The organism is Sporacetigenium sp. TC11 (assembly GCF_058146105.1).
In genome coordinates this window covers 109,975-136,396 of sequence record NZ_JBYVNY010000003.1, presented here as the reverse complement: position 1 = coordinate 136,396, position 26,422 = coordinate 109,975, and the positions used below count along the sequence as shown (strand labels likewise).

At 29.8% G+C, this 26,422-nt stretch carries 28 protein-coding genes and 2 tRNA genes; 4 read left to right on the top strand and 26 right to left on the bottom strand.

Features of this window, described 5'->3' with window-relative positions; genetic code table 11:
• Positions 1-14 precede the first annotated feature (14 nt).
• From ACUSRV_RS06540 to ACUSRV_RS06500, 9 genes are all read right to left on the bottom strand, one after another.
• Entirely contained in the window at positions 15-809 is a 795-nt protein-coding gene (locus tag ACUSRV_RS06540) for an ABC transporter ATP-binding protein (protein WP_490141126.1), read from the bottom strand.
• Positions 775-1,680 (bottom strand): ABC transporter permease, encoded by a 906-nt coding sequence (locus ACUSRV_RS06535; protein ID WP_490141125.1) that lies wholly within the window; start codon positions 1,678-1,680, stop codon positions 775-777. The genes ACUSRV_RS06540 and ACUSRV_RS06535 overlap by 35 nt, the downstream gene beginning before the upstream one ends.
• 2 nt (positions 1,681-1,682) lie before the next feature.
• Complete coding sequence (locus ACUSRV_RS06530) at positions 1,683-2,690, bottom strand: ABC transporter substrate-binding protein (protein WP_490141124.1); 1,008 nt, start codon at positions 2,688-2,690, stop codon at positions 1,683-1,685.
• A 305-nt stretch (positions 2,691-2,995) separates the two neighbouring features.
• Positions 2,996-3,415, bottom strand: a complete 420-nt coding sequence (locus ACUSRV_RS06525; protein ID WP_490141123.1) for a HutP family protein — start codon at positions 3,413-3,415, stop codon at positions 2,996-2,998.
• 130 nt (positions 3,416-3,545) lie between these two features.
• On the bottom strand, positions 3,546-4,895 hold the full coding sequence (locus ACUSRV_RS06520) for an MATE family efflux transporter (RefSeq protein WP_490141122.1): 1,350 nt from the start codon (positions 4,893-4,895) through the stop codon (positions 3,546-3,548).
• A 9-nt stretch (positions 4,896-4,904) separates the two neighbouring features.
• On the bottom strand, positions 4,905-5,690 hold the full coding sequence (locus ACUSRV_RS06515) for an ABC transporter ATP-binding protein (RefSeq protein WP_490141121.1): 786 nt from the start codon (positions 5,688-5,690) through the stop codon (positions 4,905-4,907).
• A gap of 59 nt (positions 5,691-5,749) precedes the next feature.
• Complete coding sequence (locus tag ACUSRV_RS06510) at positions 5,750-6,763, bottom strand: FecCD family ABC transporter permease (protein WP_490141120.1); 1,014 nt, start codon at positions 6,761-6,763, stop codon at positions 5,750-5,752.
• A gap of 2 nt (positions 6,764-6,765) precedes the next feature.
• A complete protein-coding gene (locus ACUSRV_RS06505; RefSeq protein WP_490141119.1) occupies positions 6,766-7,779 on the bottom strand; it encodes a FecCD family ABC transporter permease in 1,014 nt (337 codons plus the stop codon).
• 167 nt (positions 7,780-7,946) lie between these two features.
• Positions 7,947-8,885, bottom strand: coding sequence for an iron-hydroxamate ABC transporter substrate-binding protein (locus ACUSRV_RS06500; protein WP_490141118.1), 939 nt, complete (start codon positions 8,883-8,885; stop codon positions 7,947-7,949).
• A 301-nt stretch (positions 8,886-9,186) separates the two neighbouring features.
• On the opposite strand from ACUSRV_RS06500, the gene ACUSRV_RS06495 reads away from it, so the two are divergent.
• Positions 9,187-9,339, top strand: coding sequence for a DUF2935 domain-containing protein (locus ACUSRV_RS06495; protein ID WP_490141371.1), 153 nt, complete (start codon positions 9,187-9,189; stop codon positions 9,337-9,339).
• 55 nt (positions 9,340-9,394) lie between these two features.
• Here ACUSRV_RS06495 and codY read toward each other — a convergent pair whose 3' ends face one another.
• The 9 genes from codY to polA form a co-directional block, all read right to left on the bottom strand.
• On the bottom strand, positions 9,395-10,180 hold the full coding sequence (codY, locus tag ACUSRV_RS06490; RefSeq protein ID WP_490141117.1) for a GTP-sensing pleiotropic transcriptional regulator CodY: 786 nt from the start codon (positions 10,178-10,180) through the stop codon (positions 9,395-9,397).
• A gap of 95 nt (positions 10,181-10,275) precedes the next feature.
• Positions 10,276-10,827: a helix-turn-helix domain-containing protein gene (locus ACUSRV_RS06485; RefSeq protein WP_490141116.1), complete on the bottom strand. Its 552-nt coding sequence runs from the start codon at positions 10,825-10,827 to the stop codon at positions 10,276-10,278.
• A gap of 457 nt (positions 10,828-11,284) precedes the next feature.
• Positions 11,285-11,371, bottom strand: a tRNA-Leu gene (locus ACUSRV_RS06480).
• Between the two features lie 103 nt (positions 11,372-11,474).
• Complete coding sequence (cysK, locus tag ACUSRV_RS06475; RefSeq protein ID WP_490141115.1) at positions 11,475-12,386, bottom strand: cysteine synthase A; 912 nt, start codon at positions 12,384-12,386, stop codon at positions 11,475-11,477.
• Positions 12,387-12,553: 167 nt separating this feature from the next.
• Positions 12,554-13,273 carry a Sir2 family NAD-dependent protein deacetylase gene (locus ACUSRV_RS06470; protein ID WP_490141114.1) on the bottom strand — a complete coding sequence of 240 codons (720 nt, stop codon included), beginning with the start codon at positions 13,271-13,273 and terminating at the stop codon, positions 12,554-12,556.
• Between the two features lie 29 nt (positions 13,274-13,302).
• The gene (locus ACUSRV_RS06465) at positions 13,303-14,889 is read right to left on the bottom strand and encodes an ABC transporter substrate-binding protein (protein WP_490141113.1); all 1,587 of its coding nucleotides are present in this window, start codon (positions 14,887-14,889) and stop codon (positions 13,303-13,305) included.
• 29 nt (positions 14,890-14,918) lie between these two features.
• Positions 14,919-15,458: a lytic transglycosylase domain-containing protein gene (locus tag ACUSRV_RS06460; protein ID WP_490141112.1), complete on the bottom strand. Its 540-nt coding sequence runs from the start codon at positions 15,456-15,458 to the stop codon at positions 14,919-14,921.
• A 1-nt stretch (position 15,459) separates the two neighbouring features.
• On the bottom strand, positions 15,460-16,080 hold the full coding sequence (gene coaE, locus ACUSRV_RS06455; RefSeq protein ID WP_490141111.1) for a dephospho-CoA kinase: 621 nt from the start codon (positions 16,078-16,080) through the stop codon (positions 15,460-15,462).
• Positions 16,062-18,716, bottom strand: a complete 2,655-nt coding sequence (gene polA / locus ACUSRV_RS06450) for a DNA polymerase I (protein WP_490141110.1) — start codon at positions 18,714-18,716, stop codon at positions 16,062-16,064. Before polA ends, coaE begins: the two co-directional genes overlap by 19 nt.
• A 129-nt stretch (positions 18,717-18,845) precedes the next feature.
• Here polA and ACUSRV_RS06445 point away from each other — a divergent pair.
• Positions 18,846-18,932 (top strand) — tRNA-Leu (locus ACUSRV_RS06445).
• 445 nt (positions 18,933-19,377) lie between these two features.
• On the opposite strand, the gene ACUSRV_RS06440 is transcribed toward ACUSRV_RS06445, so the two are convergent.
• From ACUSRV_RS06440 to ACUSRV_RS06430, 3 genes are all read right to left on the bottom strand, one after another.
• Positions 19,378-19,665 carry a hypothetical protein gene (locus ACUSRV_RS06440; protein ID WP_490141109.1) on the bottom strand — a complete coding sequence of 96 codons (288 nt, stop codon included), beginning with the start codon at positions 19,663-19,665 and terminating at the stop codon, positions 19,378-19,380.
• Positions 19,666-20,052: 387 nt separating this feature from the next.
• Positions 20,053-20,271 (bottom strand): hypothetical protein, encoded by a 219-nt coding sequence (locus ACUSRV_RS06435; RefSeq protein ID WP_490141108.1) that lies wholly within the window; start codon positions 20,269-20,271, stop codon positions 20,053-20,055.
• A 26-nt stretch (positions 20,272-20,297) separates the two neighbouring features.
• Positions 20,298-20,615 (bottom strand): hypothetical protein, encoded by a 318-nt coding sequence (locus ACUSRV_RS06430; RefSeq protein ID WP_490141107.1) that lies wholly within the window; start codon positions 20,613-20,615, stop codon positions 20,298-20,300.
• 176 nt (positions 20,616-20,791) lie between these two features.
• On the opposite strand from ACUSRV_RS06430, the gene ACUSRV_RS06425 reads away from it, so the two are divergent.
• Positions 20,792-21,307, top strand: a complete 516-nt coding sequence (locus ACUSRV_RS06425) for a hypothetical protein (RefSeq protein WP_490141106.1) — start codon at positions 20,792-20,794, stop codon at positions 21,305-21,307.
• A 206-nt stretch (positions 21,308-21,513) separates the two neighbouring features.
• Here the strand turns inward: ACUSRV_RS06425 and ACUSRV_RS06420 are convergent, their stop codons facing one another.
• From ACUSRV_RS06420 to ACUSRV_RS06400, 5 genes are all read right to left on the bottom strand, one after another.
• Positions 21,514-21,801 (bottom strand): DUF722 domain-containing protein, encoded by a 288-nt coding sequence (locus ACUSRV_RS06420; RefSeq protein WP_490141105.1) that lies wholly within the window; start codon positions 21,799-21,801, stop codon positions 21,514-21,516.
• A gap of 246 nt (positions 21,802-22,047) precedes the next feature.
• Entirely contained in the window at positions 22,048-22,590 is a 543-nt protein-coding gene (locus tag ACUSRV_RS06415; protein WP_490141104.1) for a hypothetical protein, read from the bottom strand.
• 305 nt (positions 22,591-22,895) lie between these two features.
• The gene (locus tag ACUSRV_RS06410; RefSeq protein ID WP_490141103.1) at positions 22,896-23,147 is read right to left on the bottom strand and encodes a hypothetical protein; all 252 of its coding nucleotides are present in this window, start codon (positions 23,145-23,147) and stop codon (positions 22,896-22,898) included.
• A gap of 17 nt (positions 23,148-23,164) precedes the next feature.
• Positions 23,165-23,869, bottom strand: a complete 705-nt coding sequence (locus ACUSRV_RS06405) for a sigma-70 family RNA polymerase sigma factor (RefSeq protein ID WP_490141102.1) — start codon at positions 23,867-23,869, stop codon at positions 23,165-23,167.
• Between the two features lie 54 nt (positions 23,870-23,923).
• A complete protein-coding gene (locus tag ACUSRV_RS06400) occupies positions 23,924-25,537 on the bottom strand; it encodes a hypothetical protein (RefSeq protein WP_490141101.1) in 1,614 nt (537 codons plus the stop codon).
• Between the two features lie 226 nt (positions 25,538-25,763).
• Between ACUSRV_RS06400 and ACUSRV_RS06395 the strand changes: the two genes are divergently transcribed.
• The gene (locus ACUSRV_RS06395) at positions 25,764-26,228 is read left to right on the top strand and encodes an N-acetyltransferase (RefSeq protein ID WP_490141100.1); all 465 of its coding nucleotides are present in this window, start codon (positions 25,764-25,766) and stop codon (positions 26,226-26,228) included.
• Positions 26,229-26,422: the final 194 nt, after the last annotated feature.

Below are 26,422 nucleotides of genomic sequence, written 5' to 3'. Positions count from 1 at the left end.
TTTAGTTTCATAACTTATGCCAATATCAATCTATCACTTAATGAATCTTCAGGTTGAGCACTTTCAAATAAACTTAGTACCTTTTCTATAGTTAGTTCACTTTTTTCCTTTCCTTTTAAATCTACTATAATCTCTCCTCTATGCATCATTATAAGCCTATTTCCATTATTAATTGCATGATTTAAATTATGAGTTATCATAAGGGTTGTAATTTTCTTATCTTCAACTACCTTATTAGTTATACCTATAATCTTTTCTGATGTCTTTGGGTCTAATGCAGCAGTGTGTTCATCAAGAAGAAGCAACTTAGGATTTGATGCAGTTGCCATTAAAAGAGAAAGTGCCTGCCTTTGCCCCCCTGACAAAAGGCCAACCCTTGTATTTAACATTTCTTCAAGACCAAGGTTTAATTCACATAAAATCTTCTTAAAATAAGGAATATCCTTTTTATTAATACCTAATGTTAGATTGTATTTATTTCCCTTATTAAATGCCATAGAAAGATTTTCAAGTATTGTCATTGAAGGTGAAGTTCCCAAAGTTGGATCTTGAAACACTCTTCCAATAACCTTAGCTCGTTTATGTTCAGGAAGATTAGATATCTCCTTATTATTTAGCTTAATAAAACCACCATCATTCATAATATTTCCAGATATCATATTTAAAAGTGTAGACTTACCTGCTCCATTACTTCCAATAACAGTTATGAAATCCCCTTCTTCTATATTTAAAGATAAATTATTAAAAATAACATTTTCATTTATAGTTCCTTTATTAAATACTTTGCATAGATTTTGTATTTTTATCATTTTTAACTTCCCCCTTACTAGTCATTATAATTGACTTAAATTTAATAAAATCTCCATTTAAACTAAGTGCACCAATTACTACAACAGAAGTTATTAACTTTAAGTCCGTTGGGGGAAATCCTAAATTTAGCGCTAATCCTACACTTGTTTTATATAGTATTGAACCTACAATTACAATTGTTGTAGCTTTTAAAATTGAAAACTTTCTTAGGGCAGATTCTCCAAGTATTATAGCTGCAAGGCCCATTACAATTATTCCAGTTCCCATACCTACATCTGCAAACCTTTGATGTTGAGCCATTATAGATCCTGATAATGCTACTAATCCATTAGATACCATAAGAGCAATTATTTTCATTATTCCTATATTAACACCTAAAGATGTTGCAACACTAGGGTTATCCCCTGTAGCTCTTACAACAAATCCAAGTTTTGTGTTAAAGAAAATATCTAAAATAACTTTAGCTATAATAGCAAATATAAAAATTATCAATACCTTAGAAATATTACTTGAGAATATTGTTGTTTCATTGAATAAAGGTATATTTGATTTTCCCATAATTCTTAGATTTATTGAATAAAGGCCTATCATAACTAATATCCCAGAAAGTAGGTTTGTAATTTTTAGTTTCACGTGTAAAAATCCAGTTACAGCTCCTGCAATAGCCCCAAATAATGTGGCTACTATGCAAGATAAAAAAGGATTTACTTCTTTAGTTATCATTGTAGTAGCCACTGCTGCTCCAAGGACAAAAGTTCCGTCTACTGATAAATCTGGGAAATCTAAAATTTTGTAAGTAATATATACCCCAAGGGCCATTATTCCAAAAATTAGCCCCTGTTCAATTATAGTAATTAAGAGATCTATCATTATTACTCAACCCCCTTAAGAAGTTGAGCCTTTTTATTTAACTCATCTGGAATCTTTATATTAAGTTTTTTGGCTGTATCAAGATTAATAACTAGATTGGTATCTTCTAAAGTAGTTACAGGGATTTCCTGGGGTTTCTTTCCATTTATAATATCTACTGCCAAAAGACCTGTTTGTAACCCAAGTTTGTAGTAATCTATACCTTCAGTTGCAAGAGCTCCTTGTTTAACCATTCCTTCTTCTGATGCTATAAAAGGTATTTTTTTCTCAATGCTTTTATTAGCTATTAAAGATGTTGAAGATGCAACTAGATTATCAGTTGGTGCATACAATACATCAACTTTATTCAATAAAGATTCAAGTGCTTGAGGTACATCATTAACACTAGTAACCCCTGCTGTAATTATTTCAAATCCAAAATCCTTAGACATTTTTTTAATAGCATCTACTTGAATTTCAGAGTTTCTCTCACTTGTATTGTATAATACACCTATTTTCTTAGCATTTGGAATTAATTGTTTTATAAGATTAAACTGCTTTTCTATTGGAGTTGCATCACTTGTACCAGTAATATTTGTCTCTGGCTTTTCCATAGACTTAACTAAACCAGCATCTACTGGGTCAGTAACAGCAGTAATTAAAGTTGGGATTTCAGTTGTTGCATTCAAAACAGCCTGGGCTGTAGGAGTTGCAATAGCAAGTATTAGATCCTTTTTGTCTGATACAAAGCTTTGCGCAATAGTTTGAGCTGTTGGCATATCCCCTTGAGCATTTTTGTAATCAATCTTTATATTTTCACCATCTTTAAATCCCTTTGATTTAAGAGCGTCAATAAATCCCTTTCTTGAACTATCCAAAGCAGAGTGCTCTGCTATTTGAGTTATTCCAATTTTAATAACCTTGTTTTTTTGTGATTCATTACTAGACAGGTTTTCTACTGAACAACCTGTTAAAAGAATTGAACTCGTTAAAAGAGTTGAGATTAGAACTTTGATTTTTTTACCTACCATGCTACCATCCTCCAAAATATTATAATTTTTTGTATAATAAAAAAGCTCTCCGCAGAAAGCACTATACACTTAAACAATCCCTAATCAAGGGCCCCTACAAACCTACCATGCTACTATTATCCTACTTAGCTTCTATCCTACTTAATCTTCCTATTCTACAATAACTTCTATATTCTATTTTTTTATATAAACTATTTATATTTATTATTGAAACTAAATATACCAACTAAAAATTTTAATTAATACTGTATACAATATATACTTAGTTATTATTATATAAAACATTTTTATTTTTGAAACATGTACTATACTTTTTCTGCAATTATACGATGCCCCAAACCTATAACAACTTCATTGAAGTGCAAAAGACCCATACTTGCAAATACACAAACACATAGATGTTCTTTATATCTTGCAATTCCAATTTTCCCTCCAACATTAAACCCTGTAGCTTTAGCAGCAACTTGCATAATAGCTTCTCTTGTTGCTCCTGCTACTCCACCATCATGTGAATGGCTCTCTATTGTTATTCCACTTCTTCTAGAAGCAATAATTGCTCTTTCAACTACTTTGGGAATAGATGTTATTAGGTCTCCTCCGATGTTTACAGCAGCTGTTAATATCTCCTTATTCTTGTAATCATTAATGAGTTTTTGTTCATCATTTCTCGAAGATATAGCCATTTGTATTGATGCCTTTGCAATATCGCTACTGTCCCATCTCATTTTTTCACCTTCCCTTGGTTTTACTTAAATTATTATATATAATATATCAGTTAACAAAATTTGTAAATAATAATTTATAAATATCAATTAACTTTATTTTTTAGATTATCAAATGACAATATTTTACTTGTTATTTTGCAGCTTCTTTCGTTTTTCTAAATTCTTTTAGTAAAAATAATATTACTATAATCATTGCCCCTATATCTGCTATTGGCTGTGAAATCCACACTCCATTTAGACCATATATTTTAGGCACTAAAATTATTACAGGTATCAATATTATAACTTGTCTTAATAAACTTAAAAAAATAGATATCTTTGCACTACCAATTGATTGGAAATACATTGCTCCTAAAATAGAAATACCTATTGTAGGTAATGTTATTATATATTTATTTAAACCGTTAAGTGCTAATTTCATAAGCTTAGCATCATTTGTAAATATCCCAACAAATAATTCTGGGAATAATTTAATAATTATACACCCGATAGTTAGTATAATAGTTGATAATATAATAGCCAATAATAATGTTTTTTTAGTACGTTCGGGCTGCTTTGCTCCATGGTTATATGCAATTATAGTTTGCATTCCTTGACTTAATCCAAATACAGGCATTAAAAACATTAAAGATATTGATGACACAGCTGTCATAGCACCTATTGCCAAATCTCCTCCATATACTTTTAACACTCTATTTGTAATTAAATGTATAGACCCTGCTGCAAGCTCCATAAAAAATGGAGTTAATGCTATAACTACTATAATCTTTAATAACTTTTTTTCTAATTTTATATTTTTTATTTTTAATTTTAGGCTTGATTTACCTAGTGTGAAATAATGAGCTGACCACAAAAATGTTACTAATTGACATATTACAGTACCCACAGCCGCACCTCTTATTCCCATATCAAATAAGAATATAAATACTGGGTCTAATATTAAGTTTAGAATACAGGTTATTACCATCATTTTTGCTGCTAAATTTGGATTTCCATCAGCTCTTATGGCACTATTAAGAGCAAACCCTGGTAAGTTAAACCATGCTCCTGCAAATATTACACTCATATACTCTCTTGCATACTTAATAGTATCCTCACTTGCGCCAAACATATAAAGTATATTATCTAAGAAAAATATACCTACCAATACCATTACTATACCTACAACTAATTCTAAAGCAACTGTATTCCCTAGAATTTTTTCTGCTTCATCCCTGTTGCCTTCCCCTAGCTTTATTGATATATTCGTGCTTCCACCAATTGCTATAGCTACACAAAATGCACCTAAAATTGTAAATAAAGGCATAGTTACTCCAAGCCCGGATATGGCAAGCGCTCCTACATCTTTAATAGACCCTATAAACGCTCTATCTACAGTATTATATAAAGATGCTGTCATCATAGCTACTATTGCAGGTACTGAGTATTTTAATAATAAAATTCCTATTTTTTCGTCTCTTAATGCCTGTTGGTTGTCCATAATTTCCACCTATCCTACCATATCATAAGTTATGCATACTGGTTTTTTATTTCTAGGATCTTTTACAATCTCTGCATCTATATTAAATAATTCCTTAAGATTTTCCTTCGTCATAACTTCATCTGCATTTCCTTCACATGCTATCTTTCCTTTTTTTATACCTATCATATGATCTGCAAATCTAGCTGCATTGTTAAGCTCATGTATTACCATAACTATTGTTGTACCATGTTTTCTATTTAACTCTTCTAATAAATTAAGTACTTCTAGTTGATGTGCTAAGTCTAAATATGTTGTAGGCTCATCAAGTACAAGTATCTCTGTTTGTTGAGCCAAAGCCATTGCTATCCAAGCCCTTTGTCTTTGTCCTCCAGATAAAGCTTCTATTGGTCTATCTCTAAACTCTTTTATTCCAGTTACTTCTAATGCCCATGTAACAATGTCATTGTCTTCCTTCTTTAACTTACCAAATCCCTTTTGATGAGGAAATCTTCCATAGGCTATTAATTCTTCTACAGTAAGACCACTTGGTGCTTGAGGACTTTGGGGAAGAACAGCCATTGTCTTTGCTAATTCCTTTGAACTTTGTTCTTTTATATTTTTATCATTTATATATATATCGCCACTCTTAGGTTGTAAAATTCTAGCTATAGTTTTTAAAACTGTTGATTTTCCACAGCCATTAGCTCCTATTATTGTAGTTATTTTTCCCTTTGGTATATTTAAATTTAAATCTTTAACTATATCTATATTTCCATATGAAATATTTAAATTTTTAGTACTTATACAGTTCATAACTATATCCTCCCGACTATTTAAGCAACGGACCTGTTTTTTAGGTCGTTGGCGACTTTTTATTCTGATAACATCAAATAAATGAAGTATGGAACTCCAATTATTGCAACTACTATCCCTACAGGAATTTCCATAGGTGCTATCAAGTTTCTTGCTATTGTATCAGATACTAATAATATTAATGTTCCCACAAGTGCAGCTGTGGGAATTAATTTTTTATGCTTAGGCCCTACTAGCTTTCTAGATATATGAGGTGCAACTAAACCTAAAAATCCTATACTCCCTGCTACAGATGTTGCTACACCAGCTAAAATTACTGCATATATTATTAATTTTCTTCTTTCTTTTTCTACTTCTATACCAAGTCCCGTTGCTAATTCATCGCCTAAATTAAGTACATCTAAATACCTTGACTTATATATTGTAATTGCGATAAATATTATTATAAAAGGCAAAATAGCTAGTACATACTTCCAACTTGCACCCCATATACTACCTGATGTCCAAGCCATTATTCTATTGAACTCTGTCGTTGTAAATTTTAACTGAAATATAGTAAGCAGTGATGTAAATGCAACATTTATTCCTATTCCGATTAATAATAATCTTGATGAATTTATTCCATTTTTCCATGCTAATATATAAATTAAAAATGCTCCAAATATTGCTCCACCTAGTGCTACTACAGGCATTGTAAATATTGTCATATTACTTATACCATCGTAAACATTACCATTCATAAAATAAATATAAATTACAACAAACAATGCTGCTCCAGAGTTTATTCCCAAAATTCCTGAGTCTGCTAAATCATTTTTGGTAACTCCTTGTAAAATAGTACCTGCTGTAGCCAAAGCTGTTCCTACTAATATTGCTATGACTATTCTAGGCAATCTTAGCTTAAAAATAGCAATTTCATGACTTTTAGAACCTTCTCCTATTAATGTCTTTATTACATCTAATGGAGCAATAGATAGTGATCCCATATTTAAGGAAACCAAAAATGTAATAAATATTAACAATATTAAACTCCCTGTAACTAGGGCAAACTTTTTATTTTTATTCATATTCATAATTATTTTGCATCCTTTCTTACAAGGTATATAAACATAGGAACTCCTATCAGTGCAGTAAGTGAACCAATTGGTGTCTCATAAGGAGGATTAATCATCCTAGCCATAATGTCACTGTATACCAATAAAACTGAACCTAATATCATCGAGCTAGGTATTATATATTTATAATCTGATCCTACTATAACCTTAGCTATTTGAGGAACTATAAGACCTACAAGCACTATATTTCCAGCAACTGAAACCGATGCTCCAGTTAAACATATTACTATTATTAAGGATATAAATCTTACTAAATTTGTTTTTTCACCTAATCCTATGGCTACTTCTTCTCCTAGGCTTAGAATTGTTATTTTAGGTGCCATTATTATAGCCCCTATTAATGCAATGCCTCCTACTATTAACAATAGTTTTACCCCTTGCCAATTAGCACTTACTAGCCCTCCAGAAATCCAAAAACTTAATTGTTGAGCTAAGTTGAAGTACATTGATATTCCCATTGCTAAGGATATTAATAATGTCCCCAGTGCTGTTCCAGCAAGAGCAAGTTTTACTGGGTCCACCTTTCTAGCTGACCTTGAACTAACAAAATAAACCAAAGATCCACTTATACTAGCTCCAAGAAAAGCAAATATCATAAGTCCAAAACTTCCAATAGCTAAGTTAGGATATATCCTTTGCAGTACAAATGCTACTGCTATCATAAATGTAGCACCTTGCGTTATACCCATTACCGAGGGCTCTGCAATAGGATTTCTAGTTATTCCTTGCATTATTGCACCAGCCACCGCCAAAAATCCCCCTATAAGTGCTGCTGCAATAGCTCTAGGTATTCTAACATCTCTAATTATTTTTATATTTACATCGTTGTTATTTGTATATAAACTTTGTAGTATTGTTGAAAAATCTATTTGTTTAGCCCCTAGTGATATAGACATTGCCATACCAGCTAAAAGTAAAACAAGTCCTATAATCATTAATGAATAAGCTAAAGTTTTTTTCTTCAATTTTGCCATTTTGAGTCCTCCCATAACTTTAACTACACGTGAAACATCCCATAAAACTTAAAATTTCACTTTGATCATGTCTTAAGTGACCTTGAAAAACAGGTCTGTTCCTCAAAAATATAAAATAGTAGGTGCTGAAAATAAAGTACTTTCATCACCTACTGAATATTTAGCTACTATTTTACAACTTCATCTTTGATTGATTGTAATACTAATTCTCTTCCTATTGGATTGTAGGCTTGGCTGAAGTATGGGCTTGCATCAAGTATTGTTACATTGCCTTCTTTTACTGCTCTTATTTGTGACCATACTGTACTTTTATCTAAATCAGTTTTATCTGCTTCTGTAGCTATAACTATTATATGGTCTGCATCTATTTCAGTTAATCCTTCCATAGTAACAGTTGGCAAAGTTATACTATCTTGCTTAGGCATATTAGCTGGTTGCGGTAATTTCATATCATCTTTTAAAACTGTTCCAATTCCACCTTCACTAAATACCATGAATTTGCCTGACATAGCTAGTACTGTTAAATATGTTTTATCTCCATTAGCTTCTTTTATTTCTTTACCTAACTTTTCTGCTTTTACATAATAATCATCTAACCATTTTTGGGCTTCTTCTTCTTGTCCAAATAATTTAGCTACATCTTTAAATTTAGCTTCCCAGTTATTTGATTGATCTTCTAACATAACTGTTGGTGCTATTTCTTTTAATTGATCATATATTTTTTCTTGTCTTGGTGCCATTATTATTAAATCTGGTTCTGCTGCTAGTATTGCTTCAATATCCATAGTGTCCTGCATTGAGTGACCAACTACTTTTGCATCTCCTAATTTATCTTCTACATATGTAGGAACCTTATCCGTTTGGTATGAATCTACATTTGCCGTACCTACTGGAGTATGTCCTAATAATACTAGCTCTTCACTATTTCCTGATATATCAACTATTCTTTGTGGATCAGCTGGTATTTCAACTTCTCCCTTTACTGACTGTACTATTCTTGTTTCTGCTTTATCACTGTTACTTTCACTGCTTCCCGAACAACCAGTAACCAATCCAAGTGTAGCTACTGTTACTCCTAATAATACTAATGATTTTAACCTTTTCATGTAATATCCTCCTAATGATTTTTCCTATGTAATTATTATCATTCACTCTTGTTAATAATAATTATTATCAATTGACTTATAAATTCATTATATCATTTAAATAATTTATGTCAACATTTGTTAAATATATAATAATTTTTTATATTTTTATTATATATTTGTATGTAAATCTATCTTAAAAGATCAAGCAATGATGTTTAATAGAACTTTTGGCGATCTTCTTGTACGAGCAGCAAATTAGCTATTGATGTAGTTGGTTTAAAAAATGATGCTGTTACAGAGTGTACTCTAAGCTGAAAAAATATTTGAGTCTTTAAGACTTTATAAAACAAAGAAATTAAGGTCCTTAGAATGCAAAATTAGATATATAGCACTACCATTATTGTCAGACCATGTATTAAGAGAGGTTAATCATTTCTTAATATTGCTTAGAAGATTTAATGGAGAGATATAAAAAGGAGTGTGTTTTTAATTAAAAACACACTCCTTTTTAAAATAACTTCTCAATATTATCTTTTGTTTTTTAATTTTTTTAGTTCATCCATTATGTTATCATTTAATATCCTTATGTGAGTCCCTTTCATCCCTAGAGACCTTGACTCTATAACTCCTGCACTTTCGAATTTTCTTAATGCATTTACTATAGATGATTTTGTTATACCGACTCTTTCAGCTACTTTACTTGCAACAACTACTCCATCGTTTCCGTTTAATTCTTCAAACATACGTTTAACTACCTCAAGTTCTGAATATGATAATGAATCCATCGCTATTTGAACAATAGCTTTCTTTCTCATTTCATCTTCTAATTCTTCACCTTTAGCTCTTAGTATTTCAAGACCTACAATTGTAGCACTATATTCTGCTAGTACTAAGTCTTCATCACTAAATTTTTCTTCAAATCTAGCTAGTACTAATGTTCCCAATCTTTGTCCGCTACCTAGTATGGGTACTATAGTAGTATACTTGCTATATCCTGATATATCATCAGGGAAAACTTCTAGCAATTCGTTTCCTGTTAGATTATCTACAGTTTCATTTAACTTCATTGCATTTATTGTGTATTCTATTGGATACGTCTTTTCAGTAGTTTCTGGGTCTTCTATAAGTGCACTGCTTTTTTCATGGAGTAAATAAAGTCCTATTAATGTACCCTTAGAACTTAATATATATATGTTAGAATTTAATACATCTCCTAATACATTTGCTAGTTGGTCAAAAGATACATTAGTACCTCCAATAGACTGTAGTACCCTATTTATAGTTCTTGTTCTTTCTAGTATTTTACTTGACAAACCTAATCATCTCCCAATAAGATTTATATAAAACTTTCATAACATAGTTAAATAAAGTTTTTGTAAATATAGTATTTTTTTTAACATTGTGTCGACTATTTATTATAATAAAGAATCATAAAAACTTTTGCAGGTTCATTACTCTCGTTGATATATGCATGTGGATGATCTGCTTCAAATTTTATAGAATCACCTTGAGAAAGCTTATATATATCGTCTTTAATACGAACTTTCAAAGAACCAGAAGCAATAAGGGTATATTCTTCTACACCTTTATAATGAGGTTCTGACTCATGGATACTTCCAGGGTCATATTCATTTAAATAAATTTCGAAATTCTTTTCATCGTCATATTCAAATAACGTGTAAGAATTGTATAATTCTGTACCTAAAATAGGGTTAAGCGATTTGTTGTATATAACTGATACAGGTGGCTTTTTTTCCTTTACAAGGGTACCAAAGGCAACTTTTATTCCATTGGCAATTTTCCACAGAACTGTAACAGTGGGATTTGTAACACCTCTTTCAATTTCACCTAGCATACTTTTACTTACACCTGTTAAATTAGATAAATCTTGTAGTGTAAGATTCCTTTCCTTTCTAATAGCATTTAAATTTTGTCCAACTATAGACTTAATATCCTCCATGGCAACCTCCGTATTTTATATCGTGAAAAAGTACGATATATCGTATAATGTACGGCATAGCATATTTATTTACATTATATAATATTTTTTAAAAATTTAACAGTACAAGAAAAGGTGTAAATACGACTAATAATAAAGTAATACAACTTAAAAAATTAAATGTTATGGATGAAATAAAAGACAGTGTTCCTATTTCCATTGGCTGTATTCCCGTTGCAATTACATTTGGTTTTCTTGCAAAATCATATGGTATTCCAGATATTATAATACTCTTAATGTTTATAGTAATTTAAATAGAATTGTATAATCTACAAATTTTCTTTTTTATATAATTCTCTCGTTACCTTCAAAAACATTATTTATTTAGTTTGATTTCGTAGATTAGCAAAAGATTAACAAACCACATAACTTCGATTTATTGTAAAAAAATAACAACGCCTATAAGCGTTGCTATTACTGGTGCGGAAAGGGGGACTTGAACCCCCACGAGAATACTCCCGCCACCCCCTCAAGATGGTGCGTCTGCCGATTCCGCCATTTCCGCATGTTTAATTATATAATTATATTTTAAAGAATTTTCGCAAAATAGTCAATAACAAAAGAGCTTATAAAAAATTATAAGCTCTTTATTTTATATTAGTTTATTTTTATTCATATAACCCCATAGATAAATACTTTTCTCCTCCGTCTGGAGCTAGTGTTACTACAGTTTTTCCTTTTCCTAATTCTTTAGCAACTTCAATTGCTGCAAATATAGCTGCACCTGATGATATACCTACAAGCATTCCTTCTTCACTTGCTACAAGTCTTGCTGCATTAAAAGCATCTTCATCTTCAACAGTTATTATTTGATCAACTAAATCTGCATTGTATATACTAGGTACAAATCCAGCACCTATACCTTGTATTTTGTGTGGTGATGGGCTACCACCTGATAATACTGGAGATTTTGAAGGCTCAACAGCTACAACCTTTATATCAGACTTTAATTCTTTTAATTTCTTTCCTACTCCTACTACAGTTCCACCAGTTCCTACACCAGCTACAAATGCATCTACATTTGGTACATCTTCTAATATTTCTTCTGCAGTAGTTGCATAGTGTTTCTCTGGATTTGCTATATTTTCAAATTGTTGAGGTACAAAATACTCTTCTCCAGCAGACGCTATTTCTAAAGCTTTTTCTATAGCACCTTTCATTCCTTTTGCACCTTCAGTTAATACCAATTCAGCGCCATATGCTGATATCATATTTCTTCTTTCAACACTCATAGTTTCTGGCATTACTATTATAACTTTGTATCCTCTTAATTTTCCTATCATAGCTAAAGCTATACCAGTATTTCCACTAGTTGGTTCAACTATTATACTTCCTGGTTTTAATAATCCCATTTCTTCAGCTTTTTCTATCATTCCAAGTGCTGCTCTATCTTTTACACTTCCGCCAGCATTGAATTTTTCTAATTTTACATATATATCAGCCATATTTTCATCAGCTATATTGCTTAATTTTAACATTGGTGTTTTACCTATCATTTCTAATACACTATTAAATATCATTTTTATTTCCCCCTTTATATTCTTCCTTAATTCCTATCAATTTACTATGTTTTAATTATACAACTTAATACATTAAAATGTCAATAATAAATTACTATGTTTTTGAACTATAATTTCCCAAATAAAAAATAGGGATTTATCTTCATAAATCCCTATTTTTATTTTATTTATATAGCTTGTTCAGTTAGTTTATCTACGTTTGCAAGAATCTCGCCTATGTTTCCTTCTATAAATAAATCACAGTCTATATCTTCAGTTTTTACATCATCAATAACTACTAATTTACCTTTAGTAAGCTTTTTAACTTGATTCTTTGGTGACAAAAGTAAATTTGTTCCTATAACTACTACCAAGTCAGCCCCTTGTATATCCCCTATAGTCCTAAACCACTCGAATTCACGATAAGGATCTCCATATAAAACTATATCTGGTCTTAAATGCGATGAACACTCTCTACATTTATTTTTATTTAAAAAATCCTCAGATGTATGTTTAGTTTTACAGTTTTTACAATATATATTATTTATTCTTCCATTTAAATGATAAACTATATTACATCCAGCATATTCATGAAAGTCATCTACTGCTTGTGTAGCTATTGAATGAACCAAACTGTCTCCTTGCCATTTAGATAATATTTTATGGACATTGTTGTGATTACATTCTTGTAAATCCTTCACCCTTGTACTGTAAAATTCATGGAATTTATCGTAATTATTATCCAAAGAATCTACCAAAGCTGCTATTTTAGGATCGGCATCATTCCACCATCCTTCTTTTTCAAAAATATCTGGTATATTACTATCTTCATTTATTTTATAGCCTGTTATGACTATTGTGTTTTTAGAATCTTTTAGATAATTGGCTAGCAATCTTTCATTAGTCATACGTTTATCCCCCTTTAAAGTCTTTCATGTTATTTTTCTATATTAAGGCTCTCTATTCCTTCATATATATCAAAATCATTTGAATTAAAATCCCCTTTTATTCTTTTGTTTACAACTATATTGTCGTTAGTTATAGCAAGTGGTACAAATAAAACTTTATCTCTTACATATTTTTGAAGCTTATGATGACTTTCAATATCTTTTTGTTTTCCTTTATATACCAAAGTATCTTGAAGATATTGAGTTAACTTATCATCTTGATAATTTAATGAGTTTATTATAAAGCTTGGATCTGGAACATGAGAAAGCTCCCATCCAACTAATGCTATGTCGTACTCCCCTTTTGATAAAGCTTGTGTCATTTCATCTTCACTTAATTCTAGTGTAGTTACTTTTATGCCTATATCAGCTAAATTATCTCTTATTGTGTAAGAAGTTTTTATTCTTTCAAAGTTATCTTTATTTACTATTAGTTTTAACTCTATTTTTTTCTTGCTAGTAACTACATTTTTATTCTCAGCAGTATTATTTGAATTACTTTCGTTATTTGTATTTTTTTCACTTACTTTACTTAGGTATTCCTTTGCCTTTTTCTTATTATATGGATAAGGTTTTAGGTTTTTATTATAGTATTTAGATGTTGGATATAGAGCAAAACTAGTTCTTTGTGCCTGGTCTATATAAGCTTCTTTTACTATGCTATCCCTATCTATTCCATGTATTATAGCTTTTCTAAAATTTATATCTTTGATATAAGGATTATTAAAATTAAGTATCATATTTTCAAATCCTCTACCTTCATAACTTATAGTTCTAAATTCATTTTCTCTAAAACTAGCCAAATCCTGTAAACTTACTTTTGTTATATCAGTTTCTAAGGCCATAGTCATCGTAACCTGTGCTTCTTCATCAGGAACTATACTAATTCTTATATTCCTTGCATCTTCTGGTATATCATCATGATAGTCAGTATTTGGGACTAAAAGCATGTAGTTTCTCGGTTCGTACTTTTCTATTTTGTATAGTCCAGTTCCAACTAAATTACTTCTATCAGACTTTATTTTTTCATCATCTAATCCATCTAAAATATGCTTTGGTATTATAGGAAATGTAAGTGTTTCTATAGAAAAAGCATATGGAGTAGTAAAGTTTATAGTAAAGTCCTTTGAAGTATTTACTACTACACTAGATATATTAGCTACCAAAGGATTGTATGGATTATCTTCCTGTGCTTTTATTGTATCTATAGTAAACTTAACATCACTAGCTATTAATTTTTGCCCATCATGCCAATTACTATTTTTTAAAGTTATATTAAGAGAATTTCCCCCGCTCCCGAAACTGTAACTTTCAACAAGTTGCGGAACTACATTGTAATTTTTATCTATTTTGAATAAACCTTCGTATACTAATTTCATTACATAATCTACAGAAGTATAATTATTTAAAATAGGATTTAATGTAGCTGGCTGAATCATAGATAAATTTATCTCATCAGAGTTAATAGCGCTGACAACTTCATTTTGCTCATCTTTTTTATTTAATATATTTTTACTACATCCGAAAAGTAGAGATGCCGTTAATACAATCATTAGTATAACTCTAACTTTTTTCATTAGTATCTCCTTCCATTTACTCTCATGTACTAGTTGTACAACTCTGTATATGTCCTGTGATTTTTTTGTACTTTTTCTAAATAGTTTGCCGTTTCTTTAAAAGGTATAACATGAAGCTCATTTCCGTCCTTGCTATACTCTTTATTTTTAAGCCATTTAGCCACATTTCCAGAACCGCCGTTATATGCTGCTATTACTAAATTTGTATCTTTAAACTCCATATACAATCTATTCAAATACCAACATCCTATTTTTATATTTGTCTTTGGATCATATATATCTATATCTTTTAACTTAAGTTCTTTTTGTGCCCACTTTTGAGTAATAGGACTTATTTGCATAAGCCCTTTTGCATCTTTATGTGATATAGCTTTTGAATCAAATTTACTTTCAGCCTTTATTATACTAAAAACCAAATATGGATCTATATTATATTCATTAGAATACTTAAATACATATTCATTGTATTTTATTGGATATGCAGTTTTTAAAACTTCTTCACGTTCAAACATTACCCCTACTACCAAAGCTATGATTATAGCTATAATGACAAGGATTTTTTTAGTCACATCATATCTCCTCCATATTTTTCAAAAATTCCTCCACTTGTTTATTAAGCATTTCTAGATCATATGAATTATCTATTATATAATCTGCGTATTTTTTCTTATCGACCTGACTCATTTGAGATTTTATTCTAAGAATTGCATCTTCCCTAGAACAATTATCTCTTTTTATAATTCTTGTAATTTGAACTTCCTCATCACAAACTATTAAAAGAATTTTATCCACTAATTCACAAAAATTTGCTTCTATTAATAATGGCGCATCAACTATCACCATTTTTTCATTATTTATTTTATATTCATTTATTCTAGACTCGATAATTTGTTTAATTTTTGGATGAGTTATGCTGTTTAATTTTATAAGTTTAACATCATCATTAAAAACTATATTTCCTAGCTTTTTTCTATTTAAAGTTCCATCAGGATTTTTTACTTCATCTCCAAAGTAATCAAATATCTCATCTAAAGCAGTTGTGTTATTTAGTATTTCTCTAGATATTTTATCTGCATCTATTATATTTATATTTTTGCTTTTAAGTATATTAGATACAGTACTTTTCCCAGTTCCTATACTTCCAGTCAAACCTACAACTAACATATCTTCACCTACTTTGTATCGTACCATGATTTACCTACATTTAAATCTACCTTTAATTCAACATCCATAGAAATTGCATTTTCCATTTCTTTTCTCATTATATCTTTTACTATATCTATTTCATCTTCATAAGTTTCTATTATAAGCTCATCGTGTACTTGAAGTATAAGCTTAGATTTTAAGTTGTTTTCTTCAAGTTTATTGTAGACATTTACCATAGCTATTTTTATTATATCTGCTGCACTTCCTTGTATTGGAGCATTCATAGCAAGTCTTTTTCCAAAGTTTTTAAGAATATTATTTCTCGAATTTATCTCAGGTATATATCTTCTTCTATTTAATATTGTTCTTACATGGCCATCATTGGTAGCTTCCTCTATAACGTTGTCCATATACTCTTTTATCCTAGGATATTTTGCCAAATAAGTATCTATATATGTCTTAGCTTTTTTAACTGGTATATGTAAGTTTTGAGATAAACCAAAGTCACTTATTCCATAAACAATACCAAAGTTAACAGCCTTTGCAGCACTTCTAAGTTCGCTAGTAACTTCATCAAGTTCCACGTCAAATACTTGAGATGCAGTTTTTGTATGGATATCTTCTCCATGTTTAAACGCATCTATCATATTTTCATCACCACTTATACTAGCAAGTACTCTAAGTTCTATTTGAGAGTAATCTGCATCTACAAACTGACAGTGCTCATCTGAAATAAATACCTTTCTAAGATTTCTACCAAGTTCAAGTCTTACAGGTATATTTTGAAGGTTAGGTTCTGTAGATGATATTCTACCTGTTGTAGTTATAGTTTGGTTAAACGATGAATGAATTCTCTTACTTACTGGATTCATTATATTTAATAAGCCATCTACATAAGTAGATTTAAGTTTAACTATTTGTCTATATTCTGATATTTTGTTTATTATAGGGTGTTTGTCTTTTAGTTTTTCTAAAACTTCTGCATCAGTTGAATAACCTGTTTTTGTCTTTTTAACTACAGGCAATTCTAGTTTTTCAAATAATATAACCCCTAATTGCTTAGGTGAATTTATATTAAATTTCTCACCTGCAAGTTCAGATATATCTTTTTCTAGAATTTCTATAGAAGCTGTAAATTCAACACTTAACTCTTCTAATTTTTGTTTATCAACCTTGATTCCCTCGTATTCCATAAAACCTAGTACTTCAACTAAAGGCATTTCTACATCATGAAAAAGACTATCCATATCCATTTCTTTTATCTTTTCTTCCATCATAGGCATTACATTATATACTACATATAATATATCACCCATGTGAATTTTAAGTGTTTCAAAATCTAATTCCTCGTATTTCTTAGCCTTTACACCTTTTCCTAGTAATTCTTCCTTTGATGTTAGCTTTTTATTTAGATATTTAGCCACAATATTGTCATATGAATAAGTGGAACTAGCTGAATCTATTAAATACTCTGATATAGTTATATCAAAACTCATATTATCAAGCTTTATACCGTAAGATCTAAGGGCTATATAATCTTCTTTTAAGTTGTATCCGTATTTTTTTATTTCTTTACTTGATAAAATTTCTTTGAAGTCTTCTATATTTTCTTCATTTATATAGTATATGTTTTCACCATCTAAACTAAAGAACATATGTAATATGTTTTTGTTAAGTAAATTGTCTACCTTAGTTACAGTTTTTAATAAAACATATTTTTTTTCTTTTATTTGATTTATAAAATCATTTATATTTTCTAATTTATTTATACTTATATTTAAATTTTCTTGGACAACCTCTGAACTTTCATCACCTGATGCATTGTTAGAAATCTTTGATATTAAGCTGTTAAATCCAAATTCATTAAATAATTTTATAACCTCATCAGTATCGTATTGCTCTAATCTTAATTCATCTAAATCTATTTGTATTGGCATATCTCTAATTATTGTAGCTAGCCTTTTACTCATTATTGCTGATTCTTTATTTTCTTCTATTTTAGTTTTGACACTGCCCTTTAATTTGTCAGTGTTTTCTAGTAAATTTTCTATACTTCCAAATTCTTTTATAAGTTTTATACCTGTTACTTCTCCTACACCTGGTACTCCTGGGATGTTATCCGACTTATCTCCCATAAGTCCTTTCAGGTCTATAAATTGATTAGGAGTCATTTGATATTTTTCCATTACTTTATCAAAGTCGTATTCTTCCACATCAGCTACACCTTTTTTAGTTATAAGTGTTGTAGTGTTGTTTGATGCTAGCTGTATAGCATCTTTATCTCCAGTAACAATGTATACCTTGTAGTCATTTTGTTCTGCTACTAATGATACTGTCCCTATTATATCATCAGCTTCAAATCCCTCTAATTCAAGTCTATGTATTTTGAAAGAATCTAATAACTTCTTTAGAGGCTCTACTTGTACCCTTAGTTCATCTGGCATTTTTTTACGCCCTGCTTTGTATTCTTTGTATTCTAAATGTCTAAATGTTGGGGCTTTTTTGTCAAATGCAACGCTTATGTGTGTTGGCTTATATGTATCTATTATCTTAAATAGCATTGTTGTAAATCCGTATATTGCATTTGTATGTAATCCATCTTTATTCATAAGTTCTGGAAGTGCATAAAATGCTCTATTCATTATTGAGTTTCCATCTATTATAATTAATCTTTTGTCCAAAATTATCACTCCTAAAATTATTATGTTCTTATTATAAACAAATCTGCTATATATTATATTATCACAATAATTACTATTGTATTGCATAAAGTTTCCTGTGGTGTTATAATATATTTAGTTAAATAATGAGCCGGTTTGCTGGAATCGGCAGACGGGGCGGACTCAAAATCCGTTGTCAGCAATGACGTGTGGGTTCAAGTCCCACAACCGGCACCAATAAACAACTAGAAACAGTTGTAAAGATTGAAAATACTAAGTTTTATAACTTGGTATTTTCTTTTTTTATGCCCTAATACCCCAACCACAGAAAAATGTATCTTATACCCCAATAATTTAAGGAATAAAAAAGAGCATGATCCAAAATAGACCATGCCTATGAGTGAGATTATCGCTGCATTCAAATAAAAGGTATTCAGAATATATCCATCTTTATATCTATTTATACATATACTTATTAAATTGACTATGCTTAAAATGAATGTTTAGATTTTTAAATATGGCTCTGTTTTAATATAGTGTTGAAATTGACTATATATTGAAAAGGAGGAGAAATATTTCTCCTTCTTTTGCTTCATGGTATATAAATATTGTGCAGTTAATTCTAATCTTAAATTGTAATGTGTTATTTATAACTATATTACTCCCATATTATCGTTATAGATTATATTGTTAGTATATATCCATTATACCATCCTATAATTAAGCCTTCATAACATGCTGCAATAAGGAAAGCAGCTACTAAATGCCATATCCAGCTACTACGCCCATTTCGTTTTAGTTTTAAAGCGCTACCTATATTCATTGCTGCAAACAACCATGCAATCGTAAACCAGAGAACAGAAAATATATAACGACCTAATGTTTCGTGTGGGTCATAAAGCCAAGGAGAAAAATAAAACCATAGTACTATAGGTGAGAATATTGCTGTTGCAAGATATATAAAGTTCAAATAAATCTAACCCCCTCCGTACAACTTCTTTTTAGCACACAGTTTTATACAACTGTGTAATAATCTATAGTTTGATTATATATTAAATATAACAATTTCAACACTGATTTAAAACATAGCCTTAAATATAGATAAATAGATTTAATAGTCTTAAAATATTTTTTTAATCTAGCGTTATTTATAAAAAGTATTTTTTGAGTATTTTTTCTATTAAATCTTTTGCAGGCAATCATACAAAGTATTGTTTACTTATCTTTTTAAATTAAACATCACTTTCCTAAATCGCCTTAATTATTTTATTGAATACACAAAACTAAATATAAAGTCTGCTGTATCTATAAGACCAACAAATAAAAAGGATGCCCTGTTAAGAGTACCCTTTATAAATTATTTTACTTCTAATATTTCGCAAATTTCATTAAACCGTTCTATAGCTTCTTCTTCAGTTGCGAAAGACTCTATATACTTAAATGTTTCTACTTCATCATATTTTGGGATTCCATATTCTATATATACTTTATTTTTAGTTCTATAAAATTCATTTATGTTTTTTGCATTAATTACATAAATTGATGATTGCTGATATACTTTTAGAAATTTACTCATAACAACCTCCTATTTTATTTTTAGAATTAAAATAAAATACTTTGAGTTATAATTAATACACTATATATTGCTAGGTATGATACAATTCCAGTGGCAAACTTCTTGTAAAAATTCTTACCTTTTAAAGTTATGACATCAAATGTTATTGATACAATCGCTATTGAAGGAATAATCGCTATTACTAAAGCGAGTATGAACTCTAAATTAATAACATCAGGCTTAACAGCAAACATCATGTATGTACCTAATAAAGCTGTAATGATAGTTATATATAATTTTCTATGTTTTGCAAGATGTTCTGCTCCTTTATCTACCTTATCAAAGAATTGAATTAGTTTATCCAATATACTCACCTCCTCCCTATCCGTTTTTAATTAATGTATATGTTAAGATTTGGAGGTTTAGACATTACTAATCAATTGTAATTATTAATTACAATTGATTTTGGATATGTTTTTAATAAGTGCTAAAAATATATATTAGAAACGGCATTTTAAAATATATCTGAGAGGTAAAAAATATGAAGAGAATAATATTAATATTTTGTATGGTAAGTATGTTTATTATAGTTGGAGGATGCTCTAATAAAGTAAATAAACCGAATTTAGAGAATTCAACTGACCAATTAAATAAGCCAAATTTAGAGAATGCGATAACCAAACCAAAATTAGAGAATTCAATAGACAATTCTTCTGAATTCGATTCAAATAATTTTAAGCAAGAATTTAGCAAAGTTTATACATTTAATAATCTAATGCATGGTTTTTTGTCTGTAACTCCCATCATTATTGAAGTAGATGACGAAAAAATTTCGATATACGAATATAAAAATAAAAGCAAACTCCAAAAAGATGTTGATTCAATAAGTGAAGATGCTTCGAGGGTAGGCTTTAATACTTGTATACTTTGGGACCGCCCACCACATTATTATAAAAAGGGCCTTATTATTGTTGAGTATTTTGGAGATAATCAAGAAATTATAAAAAATATTGAACAAGTTATGGGAAGCCAATTTGCAGGTCATAAGCCCCGCTAATATTGAATATAGACACTGTAAACAGTTGATATTACAGTTATTTATAGAGGATTAATAGTATTAAGAAGCTTTTAGAAGTAGCCTAAATTCAATTTAAATAAGCCTCTTTTTAAGGACTCAAAAAACTCAAGATATTTCTTTTTAGGGAGTCAGAAAAGTCAGGAATGTAATTATGTATTAGTGGTTTTGCTCAAATAGAAAAGGAATTAGATATAACCTAACTCCCTAAACTTATCTTTAATATTTCTATCCAGTTTATTTAGTTTCTTCCTATCCATATTCATCATTTGCTCCACTACTGGCCATTTATAATCGTCTCTATATTTTAAATCTAAAATTTGTTTTGCCTCTACAGTTAAATTATATATAAGATCATCAATAGAGCTAACTATCTTACGCATTTTAAGTTGAGTTTCTTTATCGTATTTATCGTAATGATATTCAAACTGTGCTCTTATACTTATGTATTGTCTAATTACTTGTTTTAAAAGCATAATATCACTCCTTTTTTAAGGTGGGCGAAATGGCCGAAATATATAGCCCAACCAACTCAAATTTGAGGTCGTCTCATAAAGTAAAATGACCTAACGGATTGTTAGGCCACCTGGTTGGGTTTTTAGTTTAAATAATTATATACACAAATGACAATGCGGGGTAAGCATTGAATACTTATATTATACCATATGTAGTGTTATGCGTAATACTGTTCTATATAAATATTACTGTTAGAATATATGTTTTTATTTGCCTAACATTTTTCTTATTCTATCTGATCCAGCTTTAGCTTTAAATATTATTATATTGTCCCTCTCTTGCTCTAACTTCTTTACATCCTCTATAATCTTATAATATTTATCATACCTCATGTACTTTGGCTTACCCTCTAATAATAAATACCTGCTAGGATAAGGATATTGTAATTTATGTTCAGGTACATTTAATTTAGATGCTAACTTATATATTTTATATTCTATTAGTGATGTACCCCCTTCGTCATAGAGGTTTGTTCTATTCTTATATATGTTTATACCTAATTCTTTCAAACAACTCCTACAGACTAAGTTTAAGCCCTTAAAATATAGCTTTGTTCTATTTTCCCCACAATACGGGCAAGTTAGAAACCTTTTATATCCGTATCCTGTTTTCTGATAGCTTATATATATTTCTTCATCATTTATATTAATTATGTCATCCTCTACAGTTATGTTTAGAGTAATATTATTTATCTTAATACTACCTTTTACATTTTTCTTAGATAAATTGTTTATGTCTAGGTAATACATTTTAAAACCTCCTAAATACTAAGCTTATTCCATATATACATTATATCATTTAAACTTATTAAAAACCTTATATTTACTAGGCTGTAAACACTATTAATTGATTCCGTTATTAGCGGATTTGTTAATCGACCGAGTACCGACCGTCCTCGACCTGGCTCCCTCGTCCTGGGTTGTGACTCATATTCCGACTCATACTAATAATAGGAGTCGAGTTTAGAATTCTTCTTAATCCTTAACTTATACAGTTATACCTACAAATAAAAAAGATATAGCACTTAAGCTATACCTGATATTAATATATTTATTTACTTTAAGCACTTCCTACAGGCTATTTCTAACCCTTCAAAATACAGTTTTGTTCTATTGCCATTACATACAGGACAAACTAAAAGCCTCTTGCGACTAAAGCCCTTTTTCTCATATGTAGTATGTATTGCTTTATCATTTATATAAGCAGTGCCATCTTTAATAGTCATGCCGTAGCTAATATTATCCAATACTACAGTGCCTTTTAAGTTATCCTTAGGAAAATTCTTTATATTTAAGTGATTCTTCATTTAATACCTCCTAACTATTAAGCTATACCTATCCTTTCAAAAAAATTAAGTCTTATTAAAGCCACTTCCTCGGCTGTTTTCTTATATGTCATAGTTTCAGTTTGTTTTATTCTTTTAGCTTCATCATACCTTCTGAAACCTTCCCACTTTTCGCTTATATATTTACTTCTACGTTTTAACATTCTCCTAGCTCTAAAGTCATTGTCTCTAGTAGCTGTCTTCGATACATTTAATTCTTCAGCTAAGGTTGTAAATGTCTTACCTTCAAATAGTCTTGAATATAATACGTAATACTCTTTTTCGCTCAAATACTTTTTCATTTCTCCTATATAGAAACCTATTATTATCTTATCCTCGGTCTCTTGCTCTATGTCTACTTTATGATCCTGGATTGTATCCTCTATTGTTTTATCTTCATCATCACCAACTGTAGTATTAGTTGATATTGTTTTTATATCGTCTTTTCTTTTATCGTAATTTCTCAATTTAATTTCTTTGTATATTTCTCGACTTATACAAGTAGCTAAATAATTAAGCTTAGGAATGCCAATATCTTCTTTAAAGCTTCTTATGCCACCTATTAACCCTATAGCTCCTATTTGTGCTAAATCCTCTTTAGTTAAATCATTATATAATCCATTTAATTTCCTATGTATTTTATTAGCTATCTTGTATACTAGTTTTTTCCACTGTTCCCATACATCATTATTTAATTCTTCCATAGCTATTCCCCCTATAGTCAAATAAAAGAGGGCCTATTAAAGCCCCCTATGTATTTATATTGTAGCTAAAAATGCTAATTGATTTAATGTTCTATTTTCGTCTCCCTTATCCATTACATGCATATTTTGTACTGTTATATTTACTGTTTTATTATTACTAACTTCTTTATCCTTTTTATCTAATCCTAATAATCTAGGTAATTCTTTAATAGGTAGTATAGCTTCAGGTCCTCGTTCTCCGCCTATCATAGGATTAGGGCCATTATATCCAAATACAGTAGGTTTAGTTAAAATACCACCTTTAGCATACCATTCTAACTTTGGTACACTTGGAGGATTTATACCTAATGATCCAGTTATTCTTACCTTTGGTAATTTTGGTAATTTGATTTCAGGTATCTTTAATTCTAATTTAGCAAACAATCCTTTTATAAAGTCTATAATAGTTGTTATTTTAGTTTTAGCTGACTCTATAGGTCTAAGCATAGCATCCTTAATATTATTCCATATAGGTGTAGCTTTTGCTCTTATGGTATCCCAGTTTCGCCATAGATAAATTCCTGCAACTGTTAATGCTCCTATTGCTAAAGTTATTAAACCTATAGGACCTGTTACAAATGCCATTGTAGTACCAAATACTTTTGCTGCTATATCCATTCCGTATAATGCAGCTATTGCTACAGTTTCGGCAGTGCTAAATAGTTTTGTAGCTATAGTTGCTGCATTTACTGATATAGCATATACTCCAATTCCTGTAGCTAAAGTTCCAAAAGCCGCCGCTAACATTAATAATCCAGTTTCGTTTTCTTTTGTCCATTTTTTGAGATCTTGCATTTTATTGCCTAAAACTTTTATTTTCTTGTTTGCATTCTCTATTTTATCAGTCAAGCCTTTGATACCACTAATGACATTATCAAGAAATGGGGCTCCTATGGTTGCCATAAAAGATTTAAATGTGGTAGTAAGGTTCTTTGTACTATTAATTAGATTATCAGCTTCCCTTGTTCCTTGCCCTATAGCTCCATTTCTTTTATAGGTTTCCTCCATTAAATCAAGAGCCATATTCTCACGTTGAATAGTAGTAAGTTCGTTCCACTTCTTACCGTATCTATCAGTTGCTTGTCTATTTATTTCTAACTCATTAGTATAAACCCCTATGTTATCTATCATGGCAAAGTTACCTTTTAAGAAAGATACCATAGCTTCATTCACATAATCTAAGTCCTTATCATAATAAGCGGCTGCATCAGAAGCTAATCTTGTTGCTCTTTCAGTCATGGCTAAAGATTTAGAAACATCAGCACCTCCACCTTTAAACATACTGAAATACATTGACCAGTTTTTCTTTAGATCATTAACATGTACGTTCAAAGTTTTAGATTGCTGATTTATAAGCTTTAAGGCTTCTTTTGCTCCACCGCTTTTAAAGGTTTGTTCAAATTGTGCGTTTAAGGCCTGGGTATCAGCAGATGCTTTAATAATTGCAACACCAAAATCTTTTATTTTATCAATAGCAAATCCTGTGGCTATAAATGCACCTAATTTTTTAAATACTCGTGTCATCTTATCAGAGCCTTTTTCTGCTTTATTTACTATATCATCAATACTTTTATTGGCTTGACTGTTATCTACTGCTATCTTTCCAACTATTTTAAAAACCTCTAACATGTTCCAATCACCTCCTTATATATATTTTACCATTAAAACGTTGAAACTACAGTGTTTTTACCAATATAAATTCATTAATATGTAAATATTTCAGAACCTTACAAACGGATATCAAACTACACTAGAATAGCAAGAAGACGTTAAGAAGAAAGGATATAAATATACATATTTAATACCTACATAACTATGTTATAATACCTTCATACTTAGCTAAATAGGGGGTATTATGATATTAGATAAATTATTTAAGAAGAACCTAAAAAGTAAAGTGTCAGAACGCGTAGAATTATTCAAGAAACTTAAGAATGAAGATTTATTAATCGAGGAGTTTATGATTGATAAAAAAGGAGAAGATATATATCTAATAGTTACAGTTTCAGACTATGGTAGAGCTAAAATCGGAAAAATACATATCTTTGATTATAAAGATAGTAAGGATAAAGTGATTTTTACCATTAACAATAATGAACTTGTCATAGCAGATATTCAAATATTTAATAGTAAAAATAGGGGAATTGGAACTAAGGTTCTATCTATTTTAGAAAAAATAGCAATAAATTATAGTGTAACTAAAATTACAGGAAAGCTATTTAGCACAGATGAATCTAATTTAGAGAGACAAGTACATTTTTATCAGAAAAATGGATTTAAAATAACAAACGGTTTATTAGAAAAAAGTATAACATATTAAAGTACAACAAATAGGTTGACATATAGTAAAAAATGATGTACAAGCGCATATATGATAATTGAGTAACAGAAAAAGTAGTAGGATTAATTGCTTGCTATCTTCTTTTTTATGCCTATTTTGAATAAAATCTATTTAATAAGAAAGTATTGTTTTCTCAAATTTGAAAATAAACATTTATCTTTTTCTGCTTTGAC

Coding starts and splice junctions, on each gene's coding strand:
- ACUSRV_RS06540 (WP_490141126.1), bottom strand. CDS start 809: ATGATAAAAATACAAAATCTATGCAAAGTATTTAATAAAGGAACTATA.
- ACUSRV_RS06535 (WP_490141125.1), bottom strand. CDS start 1,680: ATGATAGATCTCTTAATTACTATAATTGAACAGGGGCTAATTTTTGGA.
- ACUSRV_RS06530 (WP_490141124.1), bottom strand. CDS start 2,690: ATGGTAGGTAAAAAAATCAAAGTTCTAATCTCAACTCTTTTAACGAGT.
- ACUSRV_RS06525 (WP_490141123.1), bottom strand. CDS start 3,415: ATGAGATGGGACAGTAGCGATATTGCAAAGGCATCAATACAAATGGCT.
- ACUSRV_RS06520 (WP_490141122.1), bottom strand. CDS start 4,895: ATGGACAACCAACAGGCATTAAGAGACGAAAAAATAGGAATTTTATTA.
- ACUSRV_RS06515 (WP_490141121.1), bottom strand. CDS start 5,690: ATGAACTGTATAAGTACTAAAAATTTAAATATTTCATATGGAAATATA.
- ACUSRV_RS06510 (WP_490141120.1), bottom strand. CDS start 6,763: ATGAATATGAATAAAAATAAAAAGTTTGCCCTAGTTACAGGGAGTTTA.
- ACUSRV_RS06505 (WP_490141119.1), bottom strand. CDS start 7,779: ATGGCAAAATTGAAGAAAAAAACTTTAGCTTATTCATTAATGATTATA.
- ACUSRV_RS06500 (WP_490141118.1), bottom strand. CDS start 8,885: ATGAAAAGGTTAAAATCATTAGTATTATTAGGAGTAACAGTAGCTACA.
- ACUSRV_RS06485 (WP_490141116.1), bottom strand. CDS start 10,827: ATGGAGGATATTAAGTCTATAGTTGGACAAAATTTAAATGCTATTAGA.
- cysK (WP_490141115.1), bottom strand. CDS start 12,386: ATGATATTTAATAGTGTATTAGAAATGATAGGTAAAACACCAATGTTA.
- ACUSRV_RS06470 (WP_490141114.1), bottom strand. CDS start 13,273: ATGACTAATGAAAGATTGCTAGCCAATTATCTAAAAGATTCTAAAAAC.
- ACUSRV_RS06465 (WP_490141113.1), bottom strand. CDS start 14,889: ATGAAAAAAGTTAGAGTTATACTAATGATTGTATTAACGGCATCTCTA.
- coaE (WP_490141111.1), bottom strand. CDS start 16,080: ATGGTACGATACAAAGTAGGTGAAGATATGTTAGTTGTAGGTTTGACT.
- ACUSRV_RS06435 (WP_490141108.1), bottom strand. CDS start 20,271: ATGAGTAAATTTCTAAAAGTATATCAGCAATCATCAATTTATGTAATT.
- ACUSRV_RS06425 (WP_490141106.1), top strand. CDS start 20,792: ATGAAGAGAATAATATTAATATTTTGTATGGTAAGTATGTTTATTATA.
- ACUSRV_RS06420 (WP_490141105.1), bottom strand. CDS start 21,801: ATGCTTTTAAAACAAGTAATTAGACAATACATAAGTATAAGAGCACAG.
- ACUSRV_RS06415 (WP_490141104.1), bottom strand. CDS start 22,590: ATGTATTACCTAGACATAAACAATTTATCTAAGAAAAATGTAAAAGGT.
- ACUSRV_RS06410 (WP_490141103.1), bottom strand. CDS start 23,147: ATGAAGAATCACTTAAATATAAAGAATTTTCCTAAGGATAACTTAAAA.
- ACUSRV_RS06405 (WP_490141102.1), bottom strand. CDS start 23,869: ATGGAAGAATTAAATAATGATGTATGGGAACAGTGGAAAAAACTAGTA.
- ACUSRV_RS06400 (WP_490141101.1), bottom strand. CDS start 25,537: ATGTTAGAGGTTTTTAAAATAGTTGGAAAGATAGCAGTAGATAACAGT.
- ACUSRV_RS06395 (WP_490141100.1), top strand. CDS start 25,764: ATGATATTAGATAAATTATTTAAGAAGAACCTAAAAAGTAAAGTGTCA.